The following is an 18048-nucleotide window of genomic DNA, read 5'->3' on the forward strand; positions in this document are numbered from 1 at the left end:
GAAAAATCCTGCCTTATTCTCGAGTATTTTTCCTGCGTTTTTTTGAACACTTACTTAGTGTGATTGGTATAAAACAAAAAACGAGAGCAAAAGCTCTCGTTTTTATATCTGCTGGGCACAACTTTTACATTTGGCTTTGTAGGTAATTCTCTAAGCCAATTTTCTTAATTAAGCCTAACTGCTGCTCTAACCAATAAGCGTGATCCATCTCGGTATCATCAATCAGGGTTTGCAACATGTTACGTGTTACGTAATCTTGCTTAAGCTCGCAAAGGGCCATCGCTTCTTTTAGTAAGGCATCAACTTCATACTCAACTTTTAAGTCATTCTCAAGCATGCTTGGTACATCGCTACCAATACGCAAAGGCTCACGCTTACTTAAGTCTGGTGTACCTTCTAAGAACAAAATACGTTGAATAAGCAATGAGGCGTGACCTTTCTCATCATCAAACTCGTGATCGATGCGCTCATATAACTTATTAAGGCCCCAGTCTTCATACATGCGTGAATGGATAAAGTACTGATCCATTGCTGTTAGTTCATTCATCAACAGGCGGTTTAGCACATCAATGACTTCATTATTACCTTTCATTAGTCATCTCCTTCGGTAATTTGAGCAGCTAAATAGTTTTCTAGGCCCATTTTTTCAATTTGATATTGTTGAGTTTCAATCCAATCAATATGATCTTCTTCGTAATCTAAGATTTCTTCTAACAAATCTCGACTAACGAAGTCTTTAGCTAGCTCACATTCGGCAATAGCTTGTTTAATGATTGGCAACTGCTCTAACTGGAAGTCCATATCACATTGCAGCATTTCTTCGGTGGATTCACCAATGCGCAATACACCCAACATGTGGGCATGAGGTAAACCTTCTAGGAACAAAACTCGCTCCATTAATTTGTCGGCTTGCTTCATATCCTTAATCGATTTTTTATAGTTACGCTCATTCAGCGCATCAAAACCCCAGTTTTTATACATTCTGGCATGTAAAAAATACTGGTTAATCGAAGTAAGTTCTGAAACTAACACCTTATTTAACAAAGCAATTATATTTGGTTCGGCTTTCATTACTGCGCTCCAAGCTGCCAATTTGAGGTATCGAAAAAGTATACACCCTAACTAAGCTCGCTGCATAATATATTTACATTTCATTAACTTACAGTAAAAAGAATGACAACCATTATCATTAATATTTAAATTTAGTGTGCGATTAAGTGACCAAAATTAAAATCAATTTACCGATCACACTCTTTAGTGATTGTTTAAAAAAACAGCAGTCAATATTGATCTAAAACAAATTCTAAAATTCAGTGTTTACTCAACATTTAGTATAATTACATTGAATCAAACTCCAGGGATGGCTAAACACAAGTGAGGTCACTATGTTCTTTGGATTCTTAAAAACACTCTCAAAAGCTAGCCTTATCGCAATCTCTGTATTTGTCATTTTGCTTTGTCTAAAGCTGTCATCTCAATTCGCTATAGACCTTTTCCAAGCAGCACTTTAGTCATGCGTAAACTAATGGCGGCTCAACTCTAAAGATCCTAATTGGCGCATTTGCTGGCGAATCCACGAGATTCGCTGGCTCATAAATGCACTGTTGGGGTTTAGTGAGTAACGATATGGACTTGGCAGCAAGGCTGCCAAGCTTGCCGCCTGACGAGCACTAAGTTGTGATGAAGACAAAGCGAAGTAATGCTGACTAGCCGCCTCTACGCCGTAAATACCAGGACCAAACTCAGCAATATTTAAGTAAATCTCGATGATTCTGGATTTAGGTAGGTTCAACTCCAGCAAACCTGCAAAGCCAGCCTCTACTGCCTTTCGCCAATAACTCTGACTAGGCCACAACCACAGATTTTTGGCAGTTTGTTGAGTAATAGTACTACCGCCCCTTAATCGCCCGCCTTGTTGATTGCTCTTATACGCTTTCCAGATAGCTAAAAAGTCTACGCCATAGTGCGACAAAAACCGCTGGTCTTCAGCGGCAACCACCGCCAAGGGCATTGATTTGTTGATATTAGCTAATGGTATCCATTGGTGCTGTATTTGCTCAGGGTATGAAGCAGGGGGGAACCAAGCACGGTGTAAGCGCCAAGACCAAATTGGCGGGTCGATCCAACGTAAGGCTAACACCATTAACTCAGCAAACAGAGCAAGTAGCAGAAAGCCTTTTAGTAAGTAGAGCAAAAAACGTTTAATCAACGACGTAAACAATCATATTTGTGATGCTTCACCTTAAGATAAGCTAGGCTTTATTGCTAGCTTCTCTAGTCTCTTTAACTATTCCGGCGGCTTCATTGCGAGAAAAAAGGTAGTGCACGCTCAAACCTAAACTTAGGCCCCAAAACGCGCTGGCAATGCCAAACAAGTTGACCGATGAAGCAGTTACCAAAAAAGTAATGGCGGCCGCCTCTCTTCCCTTTGTGCAGTTTAAAGCAGTTGATAAACTGTTTGCGATGGTACTAATCAGCGCTAAACCAGCAATAGCCACCACCAACTCTTGAGGAAAAGCGGCAAACAAACTCACCACCGTTGCCCCCAGCAAGCCCACCAGTAGATAAAACACTCCAGCCCATATCGAGGCATAATAGCGTTTTGTGGGATCTTCATCGGCCTCCTTGCCCATGCAAATTGCAGCAGTAATGGCCGCCAAGTTAAAAGCAAAGCCTCCAAATGGCGCTAGCAGTATCCCGGCGACGCCTGTCCAAGATATCAGTGGAGAAACTGCAGGCCGATATCCATTGCCATGCAAGGCTGCAATACCAGGCATATTTTGTGAGGCCATGGTGACCACAAACAAAGGCAAACCTACACCTAAGATTGCTTGCCATGAGAATGTTGGACTAATCCACACCGGCATAGCTAACTCTAAAGTCACCGACGATAACTCCAGTAAACCCAAGTAAAAAGCTGCTGTAATGCCTACCAGTAAGGTAATCAGCATAACGTAGCGTGGGGCATATAATTTGCCGATTAGGTAGCAGGCCACCATACTGGATACCAATATCAATTGGCTCTCTAGTGATTGAAACAACTGCAAACTAAATTGCAATAACACTCCAGCTAACATCGCAGAGGCCACTGATTGTGGGATCCAACGGATCAGCTTATCCATCAACCCACTTAAACCCACTAAGGTTATTAATAGCGAGCTAAACAAAAACGCACCAATCGCTTGATTAACCGAGAGCCCAGATAAGCTAGTCACTAGCAGTGCTGCGCCAGGCGTAGACCAAGCAGTAAGAATCGGCTTTTTGTGATACCAAGAAAAGCCGATACTCGTCGCCCCCATCCCAATACCTAAAGCCCACAACCACGAACCAATTTGCTGTTCGCTAGCTCCTGCCGAAGCAGCAGCTTGAAACACAATAACGGCTGAGCTGGTATAGCCCACTAATACTGCGATAAAACCAGCCGACACTCGAGATAAAACAAACCAGTCACGCATAGCTACTCCTTGGCTTAACTGTAAATTCCTACTCACGCCGTGCGCTATAGCGCACGCACTGGACAAGCCTAGCACTTGTGCGCTATAACGTACAAGACTAATTTTTCAACTAGTAGGTTATTTTGCTGGCCTTAAATCAATATCTCGCGGCAGCGCTCAAACAGCAGCGCAAAGACAAACAGTGGAGTTTAGACACCGCAGCCAAACAAACCGGTGTGAGTAAAGCCATGTTAGGACAAATAGAACGTGGTGAATCTAGCCCCACTATTGCCACACTGTGGAAAATAGCAGGAGGTTTTAATACTTCCTTATCAACCTTTTTAGAGCCAGAACTTGCAGAACAAGCCCAGCCAGAAATTCGCAGCGCAGATCAACTTCGCCAACAACCCGCCAGCGATGACATGCTTGTAGCAATTTTATTCCCTTACGATGAAAAGTATGGTTTTGAGATGTACGAACTCACCTTGTTAGAGAACTATCAGCGAGTATCGGAGCCCCACGAAGCAGGAGTGAGTGAACATGTCATTGTGACCAGTGGGGAGATGGAAGTATTGGCAAATGGGCAATGGAATAAACTCAGCCAAGGACAAGCGTTGCGCTTTGCTGGCGATAAACCTCACGGCTACAGAAACTTAAACAAGCAAGCGGCGGTGTTTCATTGCTTAATTCACTATTCTCGCAATAAATCTCAGCAGAACTAAATTCAAGGCTTGAAACGAAAAAAGCCTGCTAAATTTAGCAGGCTTTTTAAAGATGGTGCCCGGAGGCGGAATCGAACCACCGACACGAGGATTTTCAATCCTCTGCTCTACCGACTGAGCTATCCGGGCAACGGCGGCTATTAAACGTTTTTAGCCGAAACAAGTCAACCGCTTTTTCGCAATTAAGGTTCGAGTGCTTACAAAGCGAGCAAACTAAATAAAAAATCAGCACTTTTAGTGGAGCCTTTATCTACAGCAGCTTCAGCGCTAATCAACCGCATTAAATTACTCGGTATTTACATCTCTTCACTCAGTGAAGTAAACAGTAATAGCAGATGGCATAATCACTTAAAGTAGTACATTTTAACCTGTCGCCAATCAACGACATAATTTAGCGCTTTATTTACAATCACTTAAATAAGACATAAAAAACCATGGCAATGTCGATACTTGACCTTGCAAGGCTTGCCTATAAGCAGTGATTGTTATAATGTAACGCTCAAATTTTGTGGGTGTATTTCGCTCATCAGCTAAGTTCTATTTCGGTAAAGCATGTCTACAGCCAATTATATACAACGTGTCAGTGACTACTGTAGCCAAAATAAGCTTAAGTTCACGCCAAATCGTGCAGCAGTGTTGGCTATTCTTCATCAACATCAACAAGCACTTAGCGCTTACGATATTTTGGCTAAGCTGCAACAACAGCAACAAAACACCAAGCCTCCAACGGTATATCGCGCTTTAGATTTCCTACTGCAATATCACTTCATTCAGCATATTGAATCAAGTAGCCGTTACATCATTGGCCACCAGCATGCCCCATTTACTCCACAACCCTTGCTTATTTGCACCGACTGTAAATCTGTCACTCAAATAGGCTTGTCTGAATCATTAAAAATTGAATTGGACCAGTTTGCCGGACAGCAAGGCTTTAAATTGCATTCACAAAGTTACGAATTCCAAGGGCTTTGCTCTGGTTGCCAACAAGGGCAAGTGTCGTGAATAGCACCACGAACCAGCAAAAGTCGCTCACTAGTATTAATACAATAACAGCTGCGTTAAGACAGCGTTCATTAGGTAAAAGATTGTATGTTTAACAGTAAAACTCGTTTGTTTGGTCGCCCTAGCAGGCTTCCCAACAAACATTGGCAGCTCATTATTGCCTGCGGTGTACTCGTGGGCATTGCCAGTATTTGGCCTAGCTCCAAACAAGTAAGTACCAATAGCCGTCAGCTTATCGAATTGCCGCAAAACGACTTTAAGTCAGAGTCCGATGGCATCACTTTTAGCCTGGCTAGTCGCTCCAATGAAGCCATCGATATAGTAAAGCAGAATACCCAAGATGAGCCCAGTGCCGAGCAGTTTAGACAAGCTGCTGAATCGCCAGTTGTGGCAAAGCAAAACACCAACGAGCCAACACTCGCTGCTGCAAAAACAGAGCCTGAACAAGCTGAGGTTGGAGGCGAACGCAGCTATCAATACACTATTGAGAAGGGCGATACTTTAGGTAAAATTTTCACTCGCTTTAACATCGACCAAACCACTATGTATCAAGTACTAGAGGCGGATATTTCGGTACTAGCTTTAGATACCTTAAGTCCTGGTCATGATCTTACCTTTACCATTGACCACGACCAACAACAATTATTGGCCCTACAACTTGCCTTTAATCCGGCACAAAAAATCATCTTTAAGCGTGTAGATGCAAGCAGCTTCGAATACGAAACCATTAATATTGAAGGGCAATGGCAGAAACAAGCCATAGCAGGCACCATTGAAGGTAGCTTTTACGTATCAGCCCGAAAAGCTGGTTTAAGCCCAAGTGAAGTAGAGCAAGTAGCGCAAATGTTTAAAGACAAACTGCGTTTTTCTCGTGACTTTAGAGCGGGCGATGTTTTCCAAGTTGTACGTAATCGCCAATACATCGATGACGAACTCACCGGTCAAAGTGAAATTAGTGCAGTACGTATTTTTAACCGAGGCAACGAATACAGTGCTTATTTGTTTAGCAATGGCAACTACTATGACAAAGATGGCGAAAGCCTAGCGCGCGCCTTTATGCGAGTACCGCTTAAAGGTGCTCACCGGGTCACCTCTGGTTTTAATCCACGTCGTAAGCACCCTATTACCGGACGTATCTCGCCACATAACGGTGCCGATTTCGGCATTGCTATTGGCACCCCTGTTCTAGCCGCTGGCGATGGCGTAGTAACACGAGTCGAGAATCACCCGTATGCGGGTAAATACATCGTGATTCAACACGGCGGTAAATATCGCTCACGTTACCTACATTTAAACAAATTTAAAGTTCGCAAAGGGCAACGAGTCACTCGTGGCCAAGTGATAGCAGACTCTGGCAATACAGGTCGCTCAACAGGGCCCCACCTGCATTACGAGTTCCATATTAACGGCCGAGCGGTTAATCCAATGACCGCAAAAATCCCCCTCGCCTCTGCCATTGATAAACAAGAGCGTGCCGAGTTCGACCAGCTGGTTAGCAATATGAATGATTTGATTGCGGCAGGCTAAACCACTTCGCTTCCCCCTTTAAAAACGGACCTTAATTGGTCCGTTTTACTTTTCTTTACGTTTTATTACAGATTGCTGGCAATCAAAAGAGGCTATTCGCGGTCTAATAACATGTACAGCTTGTTAGGGGTATTTTATGAACCGACTTACATTGGTGTTGTTGCTGCTTATTCCAGTGTTGCTCTCAATCTCTATTGCCAGTCAATTACACAAAGGTGTGGCGCTAAATTCATCGCTATTTTCTTCGCAAACTGATTTGCCAGAAAGCCATAACACCCAGCCAATACTAGCTAGCAAGGATAATAGCTAGCTCAACACTAAACATGCTAGCTTCTGAGTAAAGCAGTGGTGCCTACTGTTCCTTATTAACACTTCTCACAATGTCAGTTTTACCCTCATAGTTGTCATTTATGACTCTGTTAGCCAACCAGCACCAATCCGATAATAGCCTCACTGATTAAACGCAATTATATTAAAAGGCTAACAATTATGACCACTGCCCTGTTAATCATCGATCTACAAAATGACTATTTCCCTGAAGGCAAATACCCGCTTTGGAATACCTCAAAATGCTTGCAGAACATTCAATCTGCGATAGCAAAGGCTACAGAGCAACAGATGGAGCTTATTCATATTCAACACATTGCCGACCCAGCATTGGGGCTCGCCCCGTTTTTCAATCAAGACTCAAGCGGCGCAGACATTCACCCAGAGATCTTAGCGGCAGCTCCACAAGGCAAAGTGATAGTGAAAAGATTTGCCGACAGTTTCGAGCAAACCGAACTTAATCGTTACCTACAACAACAAGGCATAGATAAGCTGCTAATCTGCGGCATGATGACCCAAAACTGTATTACTCACACAGCCTTATCGAAAGCAGCCGAGGCTTATGAAGTATCCATTTTGGCGGACTGCAGCACCACGGTAGATGAAATGCTACACAACATTGCCTTACATGCCTTGTCTACCCGAATTCCACTATTAAGCCTTGAGCAAGCTTTTTAAGTTGCGGCTACGTGAAGACTTAGTCATCAAATAATATGGTAGCGCCGCTCTCGGCGCTGCCTACCAAACGCCTAAAGGGATTAAATAGCTCTCTGCCACAACCCTCATCTTGTTTGGTTTTGCTGTCGGCGACAGGCTCTCGTTGCAGTAGTTCTTGCTCGCTAACTTGGCAGTCGATGCGTCCTTTAATCGCATCTAAGTAGATCATGTCACCGTCTTGTACTTTGGCCAGCAAACCGCCTTTGGCCGTTTCTGGACTTAGGTGCAGCGCGGCGGGAATTTTACCTGATGCGCCCGACAAGCGACCATCGGTAAGCAGTGCCACCTTAAAACCTTGTTTTTGCAAGTTGCCCAATACTGGCATCAATTTATGTAGCTCTGGCATTCCATTGGCTGCTGGCCCGTTATAACGCACCACTACTACAACATCTTGGTCAAGCTTACCTTGTTGATACGCTTCTACCACGTTGTGCTGACAATCAAATACTTTAGCTGGCGCACAAATAACTTGATGCTCAGCCTTAACTGCACTGGTTTTTATTACTGCCCGCCCCAAGTTGCCGCTTAATACCTGCAAGCCACCACTGCGATTAAACTGTTTGCCGTCTGCTGCAATCACATGGTTATTGTTGCTGGCCTGTGCTGGCCCCCACTTTAGCTCTTCGCCTACTAAAACAGGTGACTGTAAATAATCACTTAGCTTTCCATAGAGAGTAGTGGCATCCATATGCAGCAAGTCTCGTTGCGCTAACAAACGCAGCAAACAAGGCACTCCACCTGCTTGCTCAAAGGCATTAATATCTGCTGGGCCATTAGGGTACATGTTAGAAAGTTGCGGCACTACCTCGGCAAGCTGCGCAAAATCATCCCAATTAATGATAATGCCGGCACAACGGGCAATCGCTATCATATGTAAGGTGTGATTAGTGCTGCCTCCAGAAGCCAACAAAGCCACTAAACCATTCACAATGGCTCTCTCATCGATAACTTGATACAGCGGGCGATAAGCTGAGCCTCCGCGAGTAATTCCCACCATGTGACTAAGCAAATGTTGATTAAGCCTATCTCTAAGCGCGGTATTCACATTAACAAAGGCGCTACCCGGTAGCATTAAACCCATAGTTTCAAATACCAGTTGATTAGTATTGGCAGTACCGTAGAAAGTGCAGGTGCCGGGCGCATGGTAGGCTTTGTTTTCCATCTGCTGCAGCGCCGCTTTGTCCACTTCTCCAGCAGCATGCCGTTGGCGAACCACCACCTTTTCATCATTGCTAATACCACTTGGCATTGGCCCGCTGGGCATAAAAGCAGTTGGCAAATGGCCAAAAGACAAAGCTCCCATTAACTGCCCTGGGGCAATTTTGTCGCAAACCCCTAATAAGACGCAGGCATCAAACCCTTGATGGCTCAAACCAATGGCAGTGCTTTGGGCAATAAGGTCACGTGAATACAGCGATAAATCCATGCCCTCTTGGCCTTGAGTAACGCCATCACACATCGCTGGTACACCACCAGCAACTTGCGCGCTATGGCCAAGTTCAGCCATTTTTTGCTGAATCAACTGAGGGTATTGAGCGTAGGGCTGGTGAGCACTTAACATATCGTTGTAGGCAGTAATAATAGCCAGATTTACTTTGGTAAAATCTAGCAGGCGGTCTTTTTGTTGCTGACCACAGGCAGCAATGGCATGGGCTAAGTTTCCGCAGCTTAAATGTGCCCTTGCGTTCCCCTGCTCAGCTTGTTTTTCCATTCTTTGAACATAATCGCTGCGCAAGCCTTGGCTGCGCGCAATAATGTTTTGGGTAACGTGTTTGATAGTGGGATTCATTTCAACCTCAATTAAGCGCGGGCTTGCGACTAATACTATTAATACAACGTGCTAGTACCTGCTCTAGGTTAGCGTCAATTTCAATCGGAATAACATCAGCTTCGGCAGAAGAAGGGGCTTCTAAGGTGGCAAATTGGCTAGCTAATAAGTGCTGTGGCATAAAATGATTACTGCGCCGCTCTAGCCTTTGCTGAATTAGAGTTTGTTCACCTTTTAAGTAGATAAACACCACTTTATTGCTTACTTGGCGCAATAGATCTCGGTAAGATTTCTTTAATGCAGAACAAACAATGACTACCGTTTTTCGTTGCTGGCTAATAGCATCAGCTTTAGCCACTATGTTCGCCAGCCAAGGCTTACGGTCCTCATCATTTAGTGCAAGACCACTGCGCATCTTTTCTATGTTGCTTTGAGGGTGTAGCGTATCTCCGTCAATAAACTCAGCTTGCAGATAGTTTGCCAGCCCTTCACCAATGCTAGATTTGCCACAGCCGGAAACCCCCATAACGTAATAAACCATACCCTGTTCAGCATTCATACTAAGGCACTCTCAGCAGCGGCTTGGCTGGCCTTGTCTTCTAGCGCTTGTATTACCCTTATCTGATACCGCTCGCCAGCCACGAAACCACTAAGCAGCAATTTACCATCGGCCTGCTGAGTGATGGTGAGCTTAGCTTCATCAGCACTCAATAGCTGTTTTGCGCTTATAGGCTTGGCACTGCCTCCACTAACTTGTTGGTATTGGATATCAAAGTTTGCCCCTCTAAATTCTCGAACCACCGAGGCTTTTTGCCAATCACTTGGCAGTTGCGGCTGAAGCAGCAAGCCCTGTGGCGTACCACGTAGGCCAAACAACTGCTCAACCACTAATTGGTAATACCAAGCGCAAGTACCAGTATTAAACAAGTTGCTAGAGCGCCCAGCGGTGCGTGGGTATTGGTAATAAGCGCCTCGATAATAGTTAGGTAAATAAATCGGCAATTGCCCACGCACTTTCAATTCGTCTGTGGCATTGCTTGGCAGCATTTTGCGTAATACATTAAATGCGCGCTCCCCTTCGTCACTGGCATACAAAGAAGCCGCGTAAAACGCTGCTGCATGGTTATACACCGAGCCATTTTCGGCACTGCCCGGCCACTTTTGAGTGACTCGACCAACATCATCGCGCATTTCGGTAAAGGCAGGCGCACTCATCATTACGCCAAACGGCGTGTCTAACTGCTCATCAATGGCCTGCAGCATCTGCGTTTTTTGCTCATTACTGGCAGCTCCACATAACATTGCCCAGCTCTGGGCATTAAGAAATATTCGCCCTTCCTTATCGCTGCTTATGCCAAATAACTTGCCAGCATCGGTAATGCCGCGCCCATACCATGCGCCATCCCAAAAATAGTGATTAATGCGCTGGTTTAATTGTTCTGCACATTGGCTAAAGGCTTGAGCTAAGGCGGCTTCGCCTAGGTGCTCACACACTGGCACCCACAGTTGCAAGGCATAAGAAATGGCTTCGGCCAACCAACCCGACACGCCCTTGCCTTGATAGCCCACCATGTTCATTGGGTCGCACCAATCTCCCTGGGCGATATAAGGCAAACCGCGTTCATCTTTGGCCTCACACAAAAATTGCATCGCCTTGCTCACATGCTCAAATACACTTTGCTCGAGTGGGTTATCTGCCCAACAAAGCCTGAGTTGTAGCAAGCTATAGTCGTTGGTTTCTTGAAGATAGGCGTTTAACACAATGGCTAGCCAAACCGGATGGTCGGTATGCGGCACTTGATTAATGTACTTAAGCTCCGCCTGTTCGCTTAATAAAATGCCGTCGGGCATCTCACCTGAGAACTTTTGCTGTTTAAGTGCGATTAGCAATGCCTGTTTACAAGCTTCTGGTTTGAGGTAAACCATGCCCATGGCATCTTGCAGGTAGTTACGGGTTTGAGGATCGGTCGTTAAACGCTGACTATCACCATGATAAAACACCTGCCTAGGCAGCCAATGATTAACAAAGTGATTAAACTGCTGATCGGGCGTCTCTATGGAAATACAGCCTTTGGCTTGAGCAAAATAGGCTTCGCTAGCTTGGCGTTGGGGATCTAGCTCGGCGTACAAATACTGCTGGTTGAGTTGCTTAATTTCGGCCTTATCTTTCGCCGGCCCAAAACTAAGATTAAGCACATCGCTACCATCGGCCGGTAAATTATATTGAAACTGCATAATCGCCGCTGGCAGCTCATAATGCGCTTCGCCATTATTTAAGTTTCCACCATCCTGCAAAGCACTGGGGTTATGTAAACCACCCTCTCCTTCAAAAGCCTGTTGCGAAACTTCATAGAAGTCTGGCAGTCGGCTAGCAGACAAAAAGGTAAGATCTTTGAAGTGCTGATTCTTGAAATAATCAGTGACTTTTTGGTAAGGAGTTACACTACTGCAAACAATCGCATTAAGCTCAGCATCATATTGTCCGCCCATATTCATCCACGAGGCGTAACCCACTGGGAAATAGGGTATTAAAGAAATATCTCGACGCTGCGAGCTTAGGTTTCGCAGAGTGACTTGCCAGCTCTCTAGCACCGCATCAACCGCTAGGCTCAGCCTTATGTTTAGCTCAATATCAAGCTTTTCTACCACCCAGCGAATGTCAGCCAAACCCGGCTCAAAAGCAAAGCGGTCTAACTCCACTTTCATTGGCTCGTAGGGAGCAGAAAACATCTCTCCAGTTTGATTATCTCGCAAGTAGAAAAAACGTCCAGGATGATGACTAAAATAAGGCTGCTCGGGCTGCATAAAGCTTTGCGCAGCTAAATTGGGCACATGAGCATATTTGCGAGGTTCGGGATCCATATATTGGCTAACCGCAAAGCCACGACAGTTTATGTGCAACATCATTTTTTTGTTCCACAAGTAAGCCGCGCTGTTTGGCGCAATACAAGGGTCTTCTAAGTGATAACGTGTTCCATCTTCTATAAACTTCGCCATAAGCTTAGCCTTCTTTAGTCTTAAGATACGGGGATGCTTGGGTGCTCGCTCGCGCAATAAAACGCGGCTCAGACACGCTGGGAATAGTGAGTGTTAAGTCGTAAGCTAAATTGAGTACTTGCCTGCTAGCGACTGTCGCCATTTGTTTGATAGGAATGGCAATCGTGCTAAGAGGTGGTGAGGCAACTGCGGCAAAATCGACATCATCGTAGCCCAATACCGAAACCTGTTGCGGCACCTTTACGCCAGCCCCCTGCAAGATTGATAAAGCCACTAAGGCAACTTTGTCGCTACCACAAAACAATGCATCAAAAGGCAACTGTTTATCCAGTAGCTGCTGCACTGCAAACTGGCTAGAGGCAAAATCAAAGCTTCCTTCAATACACAATTCCGGGTTAATCGGCCGACCTTGGCGGGCTAATTCATCCACAAAACCTTGCTGGCGCTGCTGCGCATCTTGGGCACTTAAACGGCCACTTATACAAGCAATGTTCTTATGGCCTAGCGCCAACAAGCTGTTTGCTGCCAAACAACCACCTGCATAATGATCAACACTAAAAGACTGCTTAGACAATAAATCGGTGGAGTGATTAATAAATACCAGCGGTGGGTAATTAGCTTGAGCAATCAGCAGATCCGAAATGGCGATTTCTGGACACACCATCAGTACTCCATCGCAATCACGATTAATTAAATAGTCTAAGTGCTGCAGATATTCTTCATTACTGTTTGCTTCTTCAGCATTGGCTATAATTAGGTGTTTGTCGTGCAGGCGCAGCTCAAACTCTATGGCTTGTAGTATGTGCTGATAAAAAGGGCCGGACAATGAAGGTAACCAAACACCAATAATGTTGGAGCACTGGGTAGATAAAGCCCGAGCAAGGCTGTTAGGTCGATAGTTAAGCTGCTGCATGGCTTCGCTTACCTTTTGCTCAGCCTTGGCAGACACCCCGCCCTTGCCAGCTAAGCAGCGAGATACGGTTCCCACGCCTACTTGCGCCAACTTAGCCACATCTTTAATCGTTGCCATCGTTTCCAATATTGCTAACCCAACTTAACACCAGCATGGTCGCCAAAGCTTAGATGCTCAAGCTTTAAACAAGCAAAACGGAACCGATTCCAAATTACTATGAAACCAAGCTTGAATTAGCTCTTTAGTTTCACAGCCGCTCATCAAAACGCTGACAAATTGCCAACAACAAAAGCTCGCGTAGTCGCGTTCAAACAACTACTTTATACAATGCTTGCTAATGCTGAATAGGAACAGTTTGAATGATTACTTTGTATGGCTCGCCACGCACTCGCTCTTTGCGCGTATCGTGGATGCTGGAAGAGTTACAACTTGAATGGAATTATCACTACCTTAACCTTCAAGCCGGTGAACACCACAGCGATGAATACTTAAGCATTAATCCCTGCGGTAAAGTGCCTGCATTAAAAGATGGCGAGCTAGTCTTTAATGAATCTGCCGCTATTTGCCTTTATTTAGCCGAGAAATACGGCCCGCACTTTTTGCCCTCCCCAGGCAGCGACCAAGCTGCCCTGCACCACCGCTGGGTAAGCTTTACCATTTGTGAATTAGAACAAGCCTTGTGGAACATGGGCAAACATCGCTTTGCTTTACCTGAAGAACTGCGCGTGCCAGAGATGCAAGAAACCGCTACTTGGGAATTTAATAAAGCGGCTGCCATTGCCGAGTTTTGGGTTCCAGAAGAAGGTTATTTATTGGGCGAACAGTTTACGGTTGCCGATATACTGCTGTGCCACACCCTAAACTGGGCAATGGCGTTTCAGCAGCAACTTCCCACAAAACTCATGGCCTACCGCAAACGCACCAGCCAGCGCTCGGCGCTCAACACCGGCCTAGAGAAAGAAATGAATGGAAAAGCCATGAGCAAACTCTAGGGACTGGTTATCTTTCGCGGTTAATTTTGTTCGTGAAAGATAAACAGCCCCTAGACCACCAGACAAAATTCACTCACTAAATAGCCAAGCTTCTGCTTGGCTTTTTCATCGCCTAATAAACCGAGTAAACCTGCCAACGAGTAATAAAGCCAGACTATACTTGGGTTTTGCTAAGCATGGCGCTTATAATGCGCGGCATTAATCATTAGGAAGCAGAACATGAGCGGCATCATCACCCTTAAAGCCAAGCGCGACAAAGCTTTGTTACGTCGTCACCCTTGGATTTTTTCAAACGGCATTCATAAAGTATCGGGCAAGCCACTCTCTGGCGAAACCGTAGAAGTTTACAGCGCCGAAGGGAAATATCTGGCTACTGCTGCCTACTCGCCAGAATCGCAAATTAGAGCTCGAGTTTGGAGCTTTGAACAGCAGCAAGAAATTGATAAGCAGTTTTTTATTGACCGCTTAGAAGACGCCCAAGCGGCTCGACAAATTCTCGGTGAGTTTGCCAATACCAACGCTTATCGTTTAGTTGCTGGTGAAAATGATGGCCTACCAGGCATCACCATTGATCGCTATGCAAATGTATTGGTATTGCAGCTGCTAAGTGCTGGAGCAGAGTTTCAGCGTACTAACCTTATTGAAGCGCTAAAACACTGTTTCCCAGATGATGTTATCTACGAACGCTCAGACGTAGATGTTCGCAAAAAAGAAGGTTTAGCTCCTCAACAAGGGCTGATTCATGGTGAGCTACCCGCTCAACCAATGGAAATAAATGAAAACGGTTTGCGCCTACTCATTAACGTGGAAACCGGCCATAAAACCGGTTATTACCTTGATCAACGCAATAACCGTAAACTGGTTGGACAGCTCGCCAAAGGCAAAAAAATACTTAACTGCTTTTGTTACACCGGCGGCTTTGGCACCTATGCCTTGGCTGGTGGCGCTAAAAAGGTGGTAAACGTAGATGTCTCTGACGCCGCTTTAGAGATAGCCGCCAAAAACGTTGAGTTAAACGACTTAGACGCTAGCAAAATAACCCAGCTAAATGCCGATGTATTTAAGCAACTGCGCGCCTACCGCGATTGTGATGAGCAATTCGACATGATAGTGCTAGACCCACCAAAATTTGTTGATAGTAAAGCCAGCTTAAATCGCGCTAGCCGAGGTTATAAAGACATCAACATGCTTGCTATGCAGATGTTACGTCCTGGTGGAATATTGCTGACTTACTCCTGTTCTGGCCTTATGCCAACGAGTTTGTTCCAAAAAATCGTGGCCGATGCAGCCATTGATGCCAAACGAGAAATGCAGTTTCTTAAAACCCTAGAGCAAGCCGAAGATCACCCAGTTGGCGGCCCCTACCCAGAAGGTCACTACCTAAAAGGCTTTTTGTGTAGAGTTAAATAACTCTAGCCTCTTAACGCTTCAAAGACGCTGCTTTTGCAGCGTTTTTTATTCTATCAACATATCTCGCTAAGCAAGTTTCACTAGCCAAATTTCGCTACAAACGCTGACATATCCGCTACGGATTAAACAAGAAGACGACAGTTCTATACAAAAGATTTAGCGTATTAGTTTCATAATAATAATCACTAACTTAATGTAGGCAGCTAAGCGCTTAACAAGGGACATTAAAGCATGAGCAGATCAACGATTTATCGCTATGGTTTGTTACTCCTCATCGTTGGAGTGGTGTTTTCTTGCTTGGATGATTCACCTCAAGTTCATGAAAAGAAAATTAGTTTCCCCTCTGGTGAGCTTAAGATAAGTGGCTCACTAATTACTCCCACCAATCTTCCAGGCCCTTACCCAGTTGTTGTGCTAGTACACGGCGACGGTGCGATGCCTTATGATGCCTATGGCTATTACAAACCGATATGGACCGAGTTTGCCAAACGAGGCATTGCTACTTTAAGTTGGGATAAACCCGGTGTTGGTGGTTCAAGTGGAAACTGGTTAGAGCATTCTATGGAAGAGCGAGCGGAGATTGTGAGAAATGCAATAAGCTACCTGCGCAAGCAAAATGCCGTTATCGACCAGCAACACATCGGTTTAATGGGCTTTAGTCAAGCTGGCTGGGTATTGCCTAAAATAAGCAATCAACAGCATCAAGTTGATTTCGCGGTGTTTGTAGGCACCGCGATTAACTGGTTGCGCCAAGGCCAATACCACCGCAGCATCAGTAATGGTACTGGCAGTAATCCAGAATTCTATAAAACGCTACCTGATTCCTTGCTCACTCAAGCAGTAAAACAAAACTTGTCTTTCGCGGCTTACCAAAGCGCGCACCAAGATATGCTCACAAGCGATCCCAACTTTAATGAGGGCTTGTTTAGCGATGAAGCTCGTTACGGCTTTATCACAAAAAACTGGATGAATGACGCAAGTTCAGAGTTAAGCCAAATAGACATTCCTATTCTCGCAGCTTTTGGAGAAGACGACCTTAATGTAGATATCAACGATAGCATTTACCATTATCGCCAAGCCTTCGCCCACAACGATCCGGAGCTGCTAAGCATTAAGCAGTTTTCTGGAGCCAGTCATGGGCTATTGCAGTCCTGGTTTTGGAATACTCAAAGCCCCGGAATCGCGCATATCTTAATGATTGAGTTTTTTGGCAAAAGCATGTTTGCCGACAACTCGCTTGACCAAATTGCGACTTGGCTGGAGCGCCAAGTCCAACACTAGCGACTTAAGTCACTAGGCCTTAATCGCTGCATACTAAGCCTTAAGGTCAGCATTAAATTAAATCACTTTAAATACAACACGCTCATTGTCTTCAATATCTTCTATTTCGAGGATCACCCCAGAACTATCGCGACTCAGCAGCGACGCTTTGAGGGTTGCCAAGCTATCGGCGTCATCGGAGAAATAAGCAGCTAATTTAGGCGGTAAGCATTTAAACAAAGTTTTTGCGATGTATATGGGCAAATTGACCGAGTCAGAAAGGCTTCCGGTATCTAGCTGATAAGTTTCGATTCTTAATTTTTTCATACAGTCGCTTCCTTAGTGACTAACTACCATTGCTAACTAAAGCAATATCCATCAGAGACTTGAAATTAAACCATCCACAAGCCTTAGTGACAAAAAAATCACTAACAACTCTATAATAGTCAAAATTTTTATGAGCAGCTTGAAATGTATGAAACTAATTGCAGTGTTTACCCATAGTTATACAGGCAACAACAAGGATAGGAACTCTCTCAACCATATCTAGAGTACTAGATAAACTCTGTTTTTAAGAAAGCACTTAATACATCAGAGGCGGAGACAATGCCAACACAGGCTGAACCTTCGGTAACAATAAGGTGATGGATTTTTTCATAACTCATAATTTCTGCGGCTTGCTGAATACTAATATCAGGCGCAACCTCTATCACCCGATGTGTACACAATTCCCAAGCATGTTCCAACTTTGGATTAGCTCGCTGGGCACTAAAGTGCACCAAATCACTCGCACTAATTACGCCAAAAATGGCGCCATCAGGGCTAAATACCGGAACACAACAAAGCTTGTTGTCATCTAATACTTGGCATACTTTTTCAACCGAATCGTCTAGCGCAACTCCGATTACATTGGTTTCCATGAAACTGCTAATTTGAGTGCTCATTAGATGCCTCCTTAGCATTTAGTTCTCTAACCAAA

General features: G+C 44.8%; 18 protein-coding genes and 1 tRNA gene. 8 read left to right on the forward strand and 11 right to left on the reverse strand.

What is annotated here, in order from left to right; all coding sequences use genetic code 11:
- Positions 1-124: 124 nt before the first annotated feature.
- The 4 genes from bfr (ACYFDN_RS18090) to ACYFDN_RS18105 form a co-directional block, all read right to left on the reverse strand.
- Positions 125-592 (reverse strand): bacterioferritin, encoded by a 468-nt coding sequence (bfr, locus tag ACYFDN_RS18090; RefSeq protein ID WP_016402942.1) that lies wholly within the window; start codon positions 590-592, stop codon positions 125-127.
- Positions 592-1071, reverse strand: a complete 480-nt coding sequence (bfr, locus tag ACYFDN_RS18095; protein ID WP_016402943.1) for a bacterioferritin — start codon at positions 1069-1071, stop codon at positions 592-594. Before bfr (ACYFDN_RS18095) ends, bfr (ACYFDN_RS18090) begins: the two co-directional genes overlap by 1 nt.
- A 451-nt stretch (positions 1072-1522) precedes the next feature.
- Positions 1523-2221 carry a monofunctional biosynthetic peptidoglycan transglycosylase gene (gene mtgA / locus ACYFDN_RS18100; protein ID WP_483512224.1) on the reverse strand — a complete coding sequence of 233 codons (699 nt, stop codon included), beginning with the start codon at positions 2219-2221 and terminating at the stop codon, positions 1523-1525.
- A gap of 31 nt (positions 2222-2252) precedes the next feature.
- Positions 2253-3455, reverse strand: a complete 1203-nt coding sequence (locus tag ACYFDN_RS18105; protein WP_483512225.1) for a benzoate/H(+) symporter BenE family transporter — start codon at positions 3453-3455, stop codon at positions 2253-2255.
- 122 nt (positions 3456-3577) lie between these two features.
- Here ACYFDN_RS18105 and ACYFDN_RS18110 point away from each other — a divergent pair, with 122 nt between their 5' ends.
- Positions 3578-4156: a helix-turn-helix domain-containing protein gene (locus tag ACYFDN_RS18110; protein ID WP_220718705.1), complete on the forward strand. Its 579-nt coding sequence runs from the start codon at positions 3578-3580 to the stop codon at positions 4154-4156.
- A gap of 53 nt (positions 4157-4209) precedes the next feature.
- Here ACYFDN_RS18110 and ACYFDN_RS18115 read toward each other — a convergent pair.
- Positions 4210-4285, reverse strand: a tRNA-Phe gene (locus tag ACYFDN_RS18115).
- A gap of 423 nt (positions 4286-4708) precedes the next feature.
- Here ACYFDN_RS18115 and ACYFDN_RS18120 point away from each other — a divergent pair.
- From ACYFDN_RS18120 to ACYFDN_RS18135, 4 genes are all read left to right on the forward strand, one after another.
- Positions 4709-5158: a Fur family transcriptional regulator gene (locus ACYFDN_RS18120; RefSeq protein WP_016402947.1), complete on the forward strand. Its 450-nt coding sequence runs from the start codon at positions 4709-4711 to the stop codon at positions 5156-5158.
- A gap of 87 nt (positions 5159-5245) precedes the next feature.
- Positions 5246-6685, forward strand: a complete 1440-nt coding sequence (locus tag ACYFDN_RS18125) for a peptidoglycan DD-metalloendopeptidase family protein (protein WP_483512227.1) — start codon at positions 5246-5248, stop codon at positions 6683-6685.
- Between the two features lie 136 nt (positions 6686-6821).
- Positions 6822-6995 (forward strand): hypothetical protein, encoded by a 174-nt coding sequence (locus ACYFDN_RS18130; RefSeq protein WP_194164113.1) that lies wholly within the window; start codon positions 6822-6824, stop codon positions 6993-6995.
- A gap of 179 nt (positions 6996-7174) precedes the next feature.
- Entirely contained in the window at positions 7175-7690 is a 516-nt protein-coding gene (locus ACYFDN_RS18135; RefSeq protein WP_483512228.1) for a cysteine hydrolase family protein, read from the forward strand.
- Positions 7691-7709: 19 nt separating this feature from the next.
- On the opposite strand, the gene edd is transcribed toward ACYFDN_RS18135, so the two are convergent.
- The 4 genes from edd to ACYFDN_RS18155 are packed head-to-tail and all read right to left on the reverse strand — an operon-like array spanning position 7710 to position 13524.
- Complete coding sequence (edd, locus tag ACYFDN_RS18140) at positions 7710-9518, reverse strand: phosphogluconate dehydratase (RefSeq protein ID WP_483512229.1); 1809 nt, start codon at positions 9516-9518, stop codon at positions 7710-7712.
- A 7-nt stretch (positions 9519-9525) separates the two neighbouring features.
- Positions 9526-10056 carry a gluconokinase gene (locus ACYFDN_RS18145; RefSeq protein ID WP_483512230.1) on the reverse strand — a complete coding sequence of 177 codons (531 nt, stop codon included), beginning with the start codon at positions 10054-10056 and terminating at the stop codon, positions 9526-9528.
- Positions 10053-12494, reverse strand: coding sequence for a GH36-type glycosyl hydrolase domain-containing protein (locus ACYFDN_RS18150; RefSeq protein WP_483512232.1), 2442 nt, complete (start codon positions 12492-12494; stop codon positions 10053-10055). Before ACYFDN_RS18150 ends, ACYFDN_RS18145 begins: the two co-directional genes overlap by 4 nt.
- A 4-nt stretch (positions 12495-12498) precedes the next feature.
- Positions 12499-13524 carry a LacI family DNA-binding transcriptional regulator gene (locus tag ACYFDN_RS18155; protein ID WP_483512234.1) on the reverse strand — a complete coding sequence of 342 codons (1026 nt, stop codon included), beginning with the start codon at positions 13522-13524 and terminating at the stop codon, positions 12499-12501.
- 242 nt (positions 13525-13766) lie between these two features.
- Here ACYFDN_RS18155 and ACYFDN_RS18160 point away from each other — a divergent pair, with 242 nt between their 5' ends.
- From ACYFDN_RS18160 to ACYFDN_RS18170, 3 genes are all read left to right on the forward strand, one after another.
- A complete protein-coding gene (locus tag ACYFDN_RS18160) occupies positions 13767-14399 on the forward strand; it encodes a glutathione S-transferase family protein (RefSeq protein ID WP_483512235.1) in 633 nt (210 codons plus the stop codon).
- A 219-nt stretch (positions 14400-14618) separates the two neighbouring features.
- Positions 14619-15809 carry a class I SAM-dependent methyltransferase gene (locus ACYFDN_RS18165; protein WP_483512237.1) on the forward strand — a complete coding sequence of 397 codons (1191 nt, stop codon included), beginning with the start codon at positions 14619-14621 and terminating at the stop codon, positions 15807-15809.
- A 231-nt stretch (positions 15810-16040) separates the two neighbouring features.
- Complete coding sequence (locus ACYFDN_RS18170; protein WP_483512238.1) at positions 16041-17090, forward strand: alpha/beta hydrolase family protein; 1050 nt, start codon at positions 16041-16043, stop codon at positions 17088-17090.
- Between the two features lie 57 nt (positions 17091-17147).
- Here ACYFDN_RS18170 and ACYFDN_RS18175 read toward each other — a convergent pair whose 3' ends face one another.
- On the reverse strand, positions 17148-17396 hold the full coding sequence (locus ACYFDN_RS18175) for a hypothetical protein (RefSeq protein WP_016402961.1): 249 nt from the start codon (positions 17394-17396) through the stop codon (positions 17148-17150).
- 227 nt (positions 17397-17623) lie between these two features.
- Positions 17624-18013 (reverse strand): CBS domain-containing protein, encoded by a 390-nt coding sequence (locus ACYFDN_RS18180; protein WP_483512239.1) that lies wholly within the window; start codon positions 18011-18013, stop codon positions 17624-17626.
- Positions 18014-18048: the final 35 nt, after the last annotated feature.

It is taken from the genome of Agarivorans sp. D1326, from assembly GCF_056958115.1.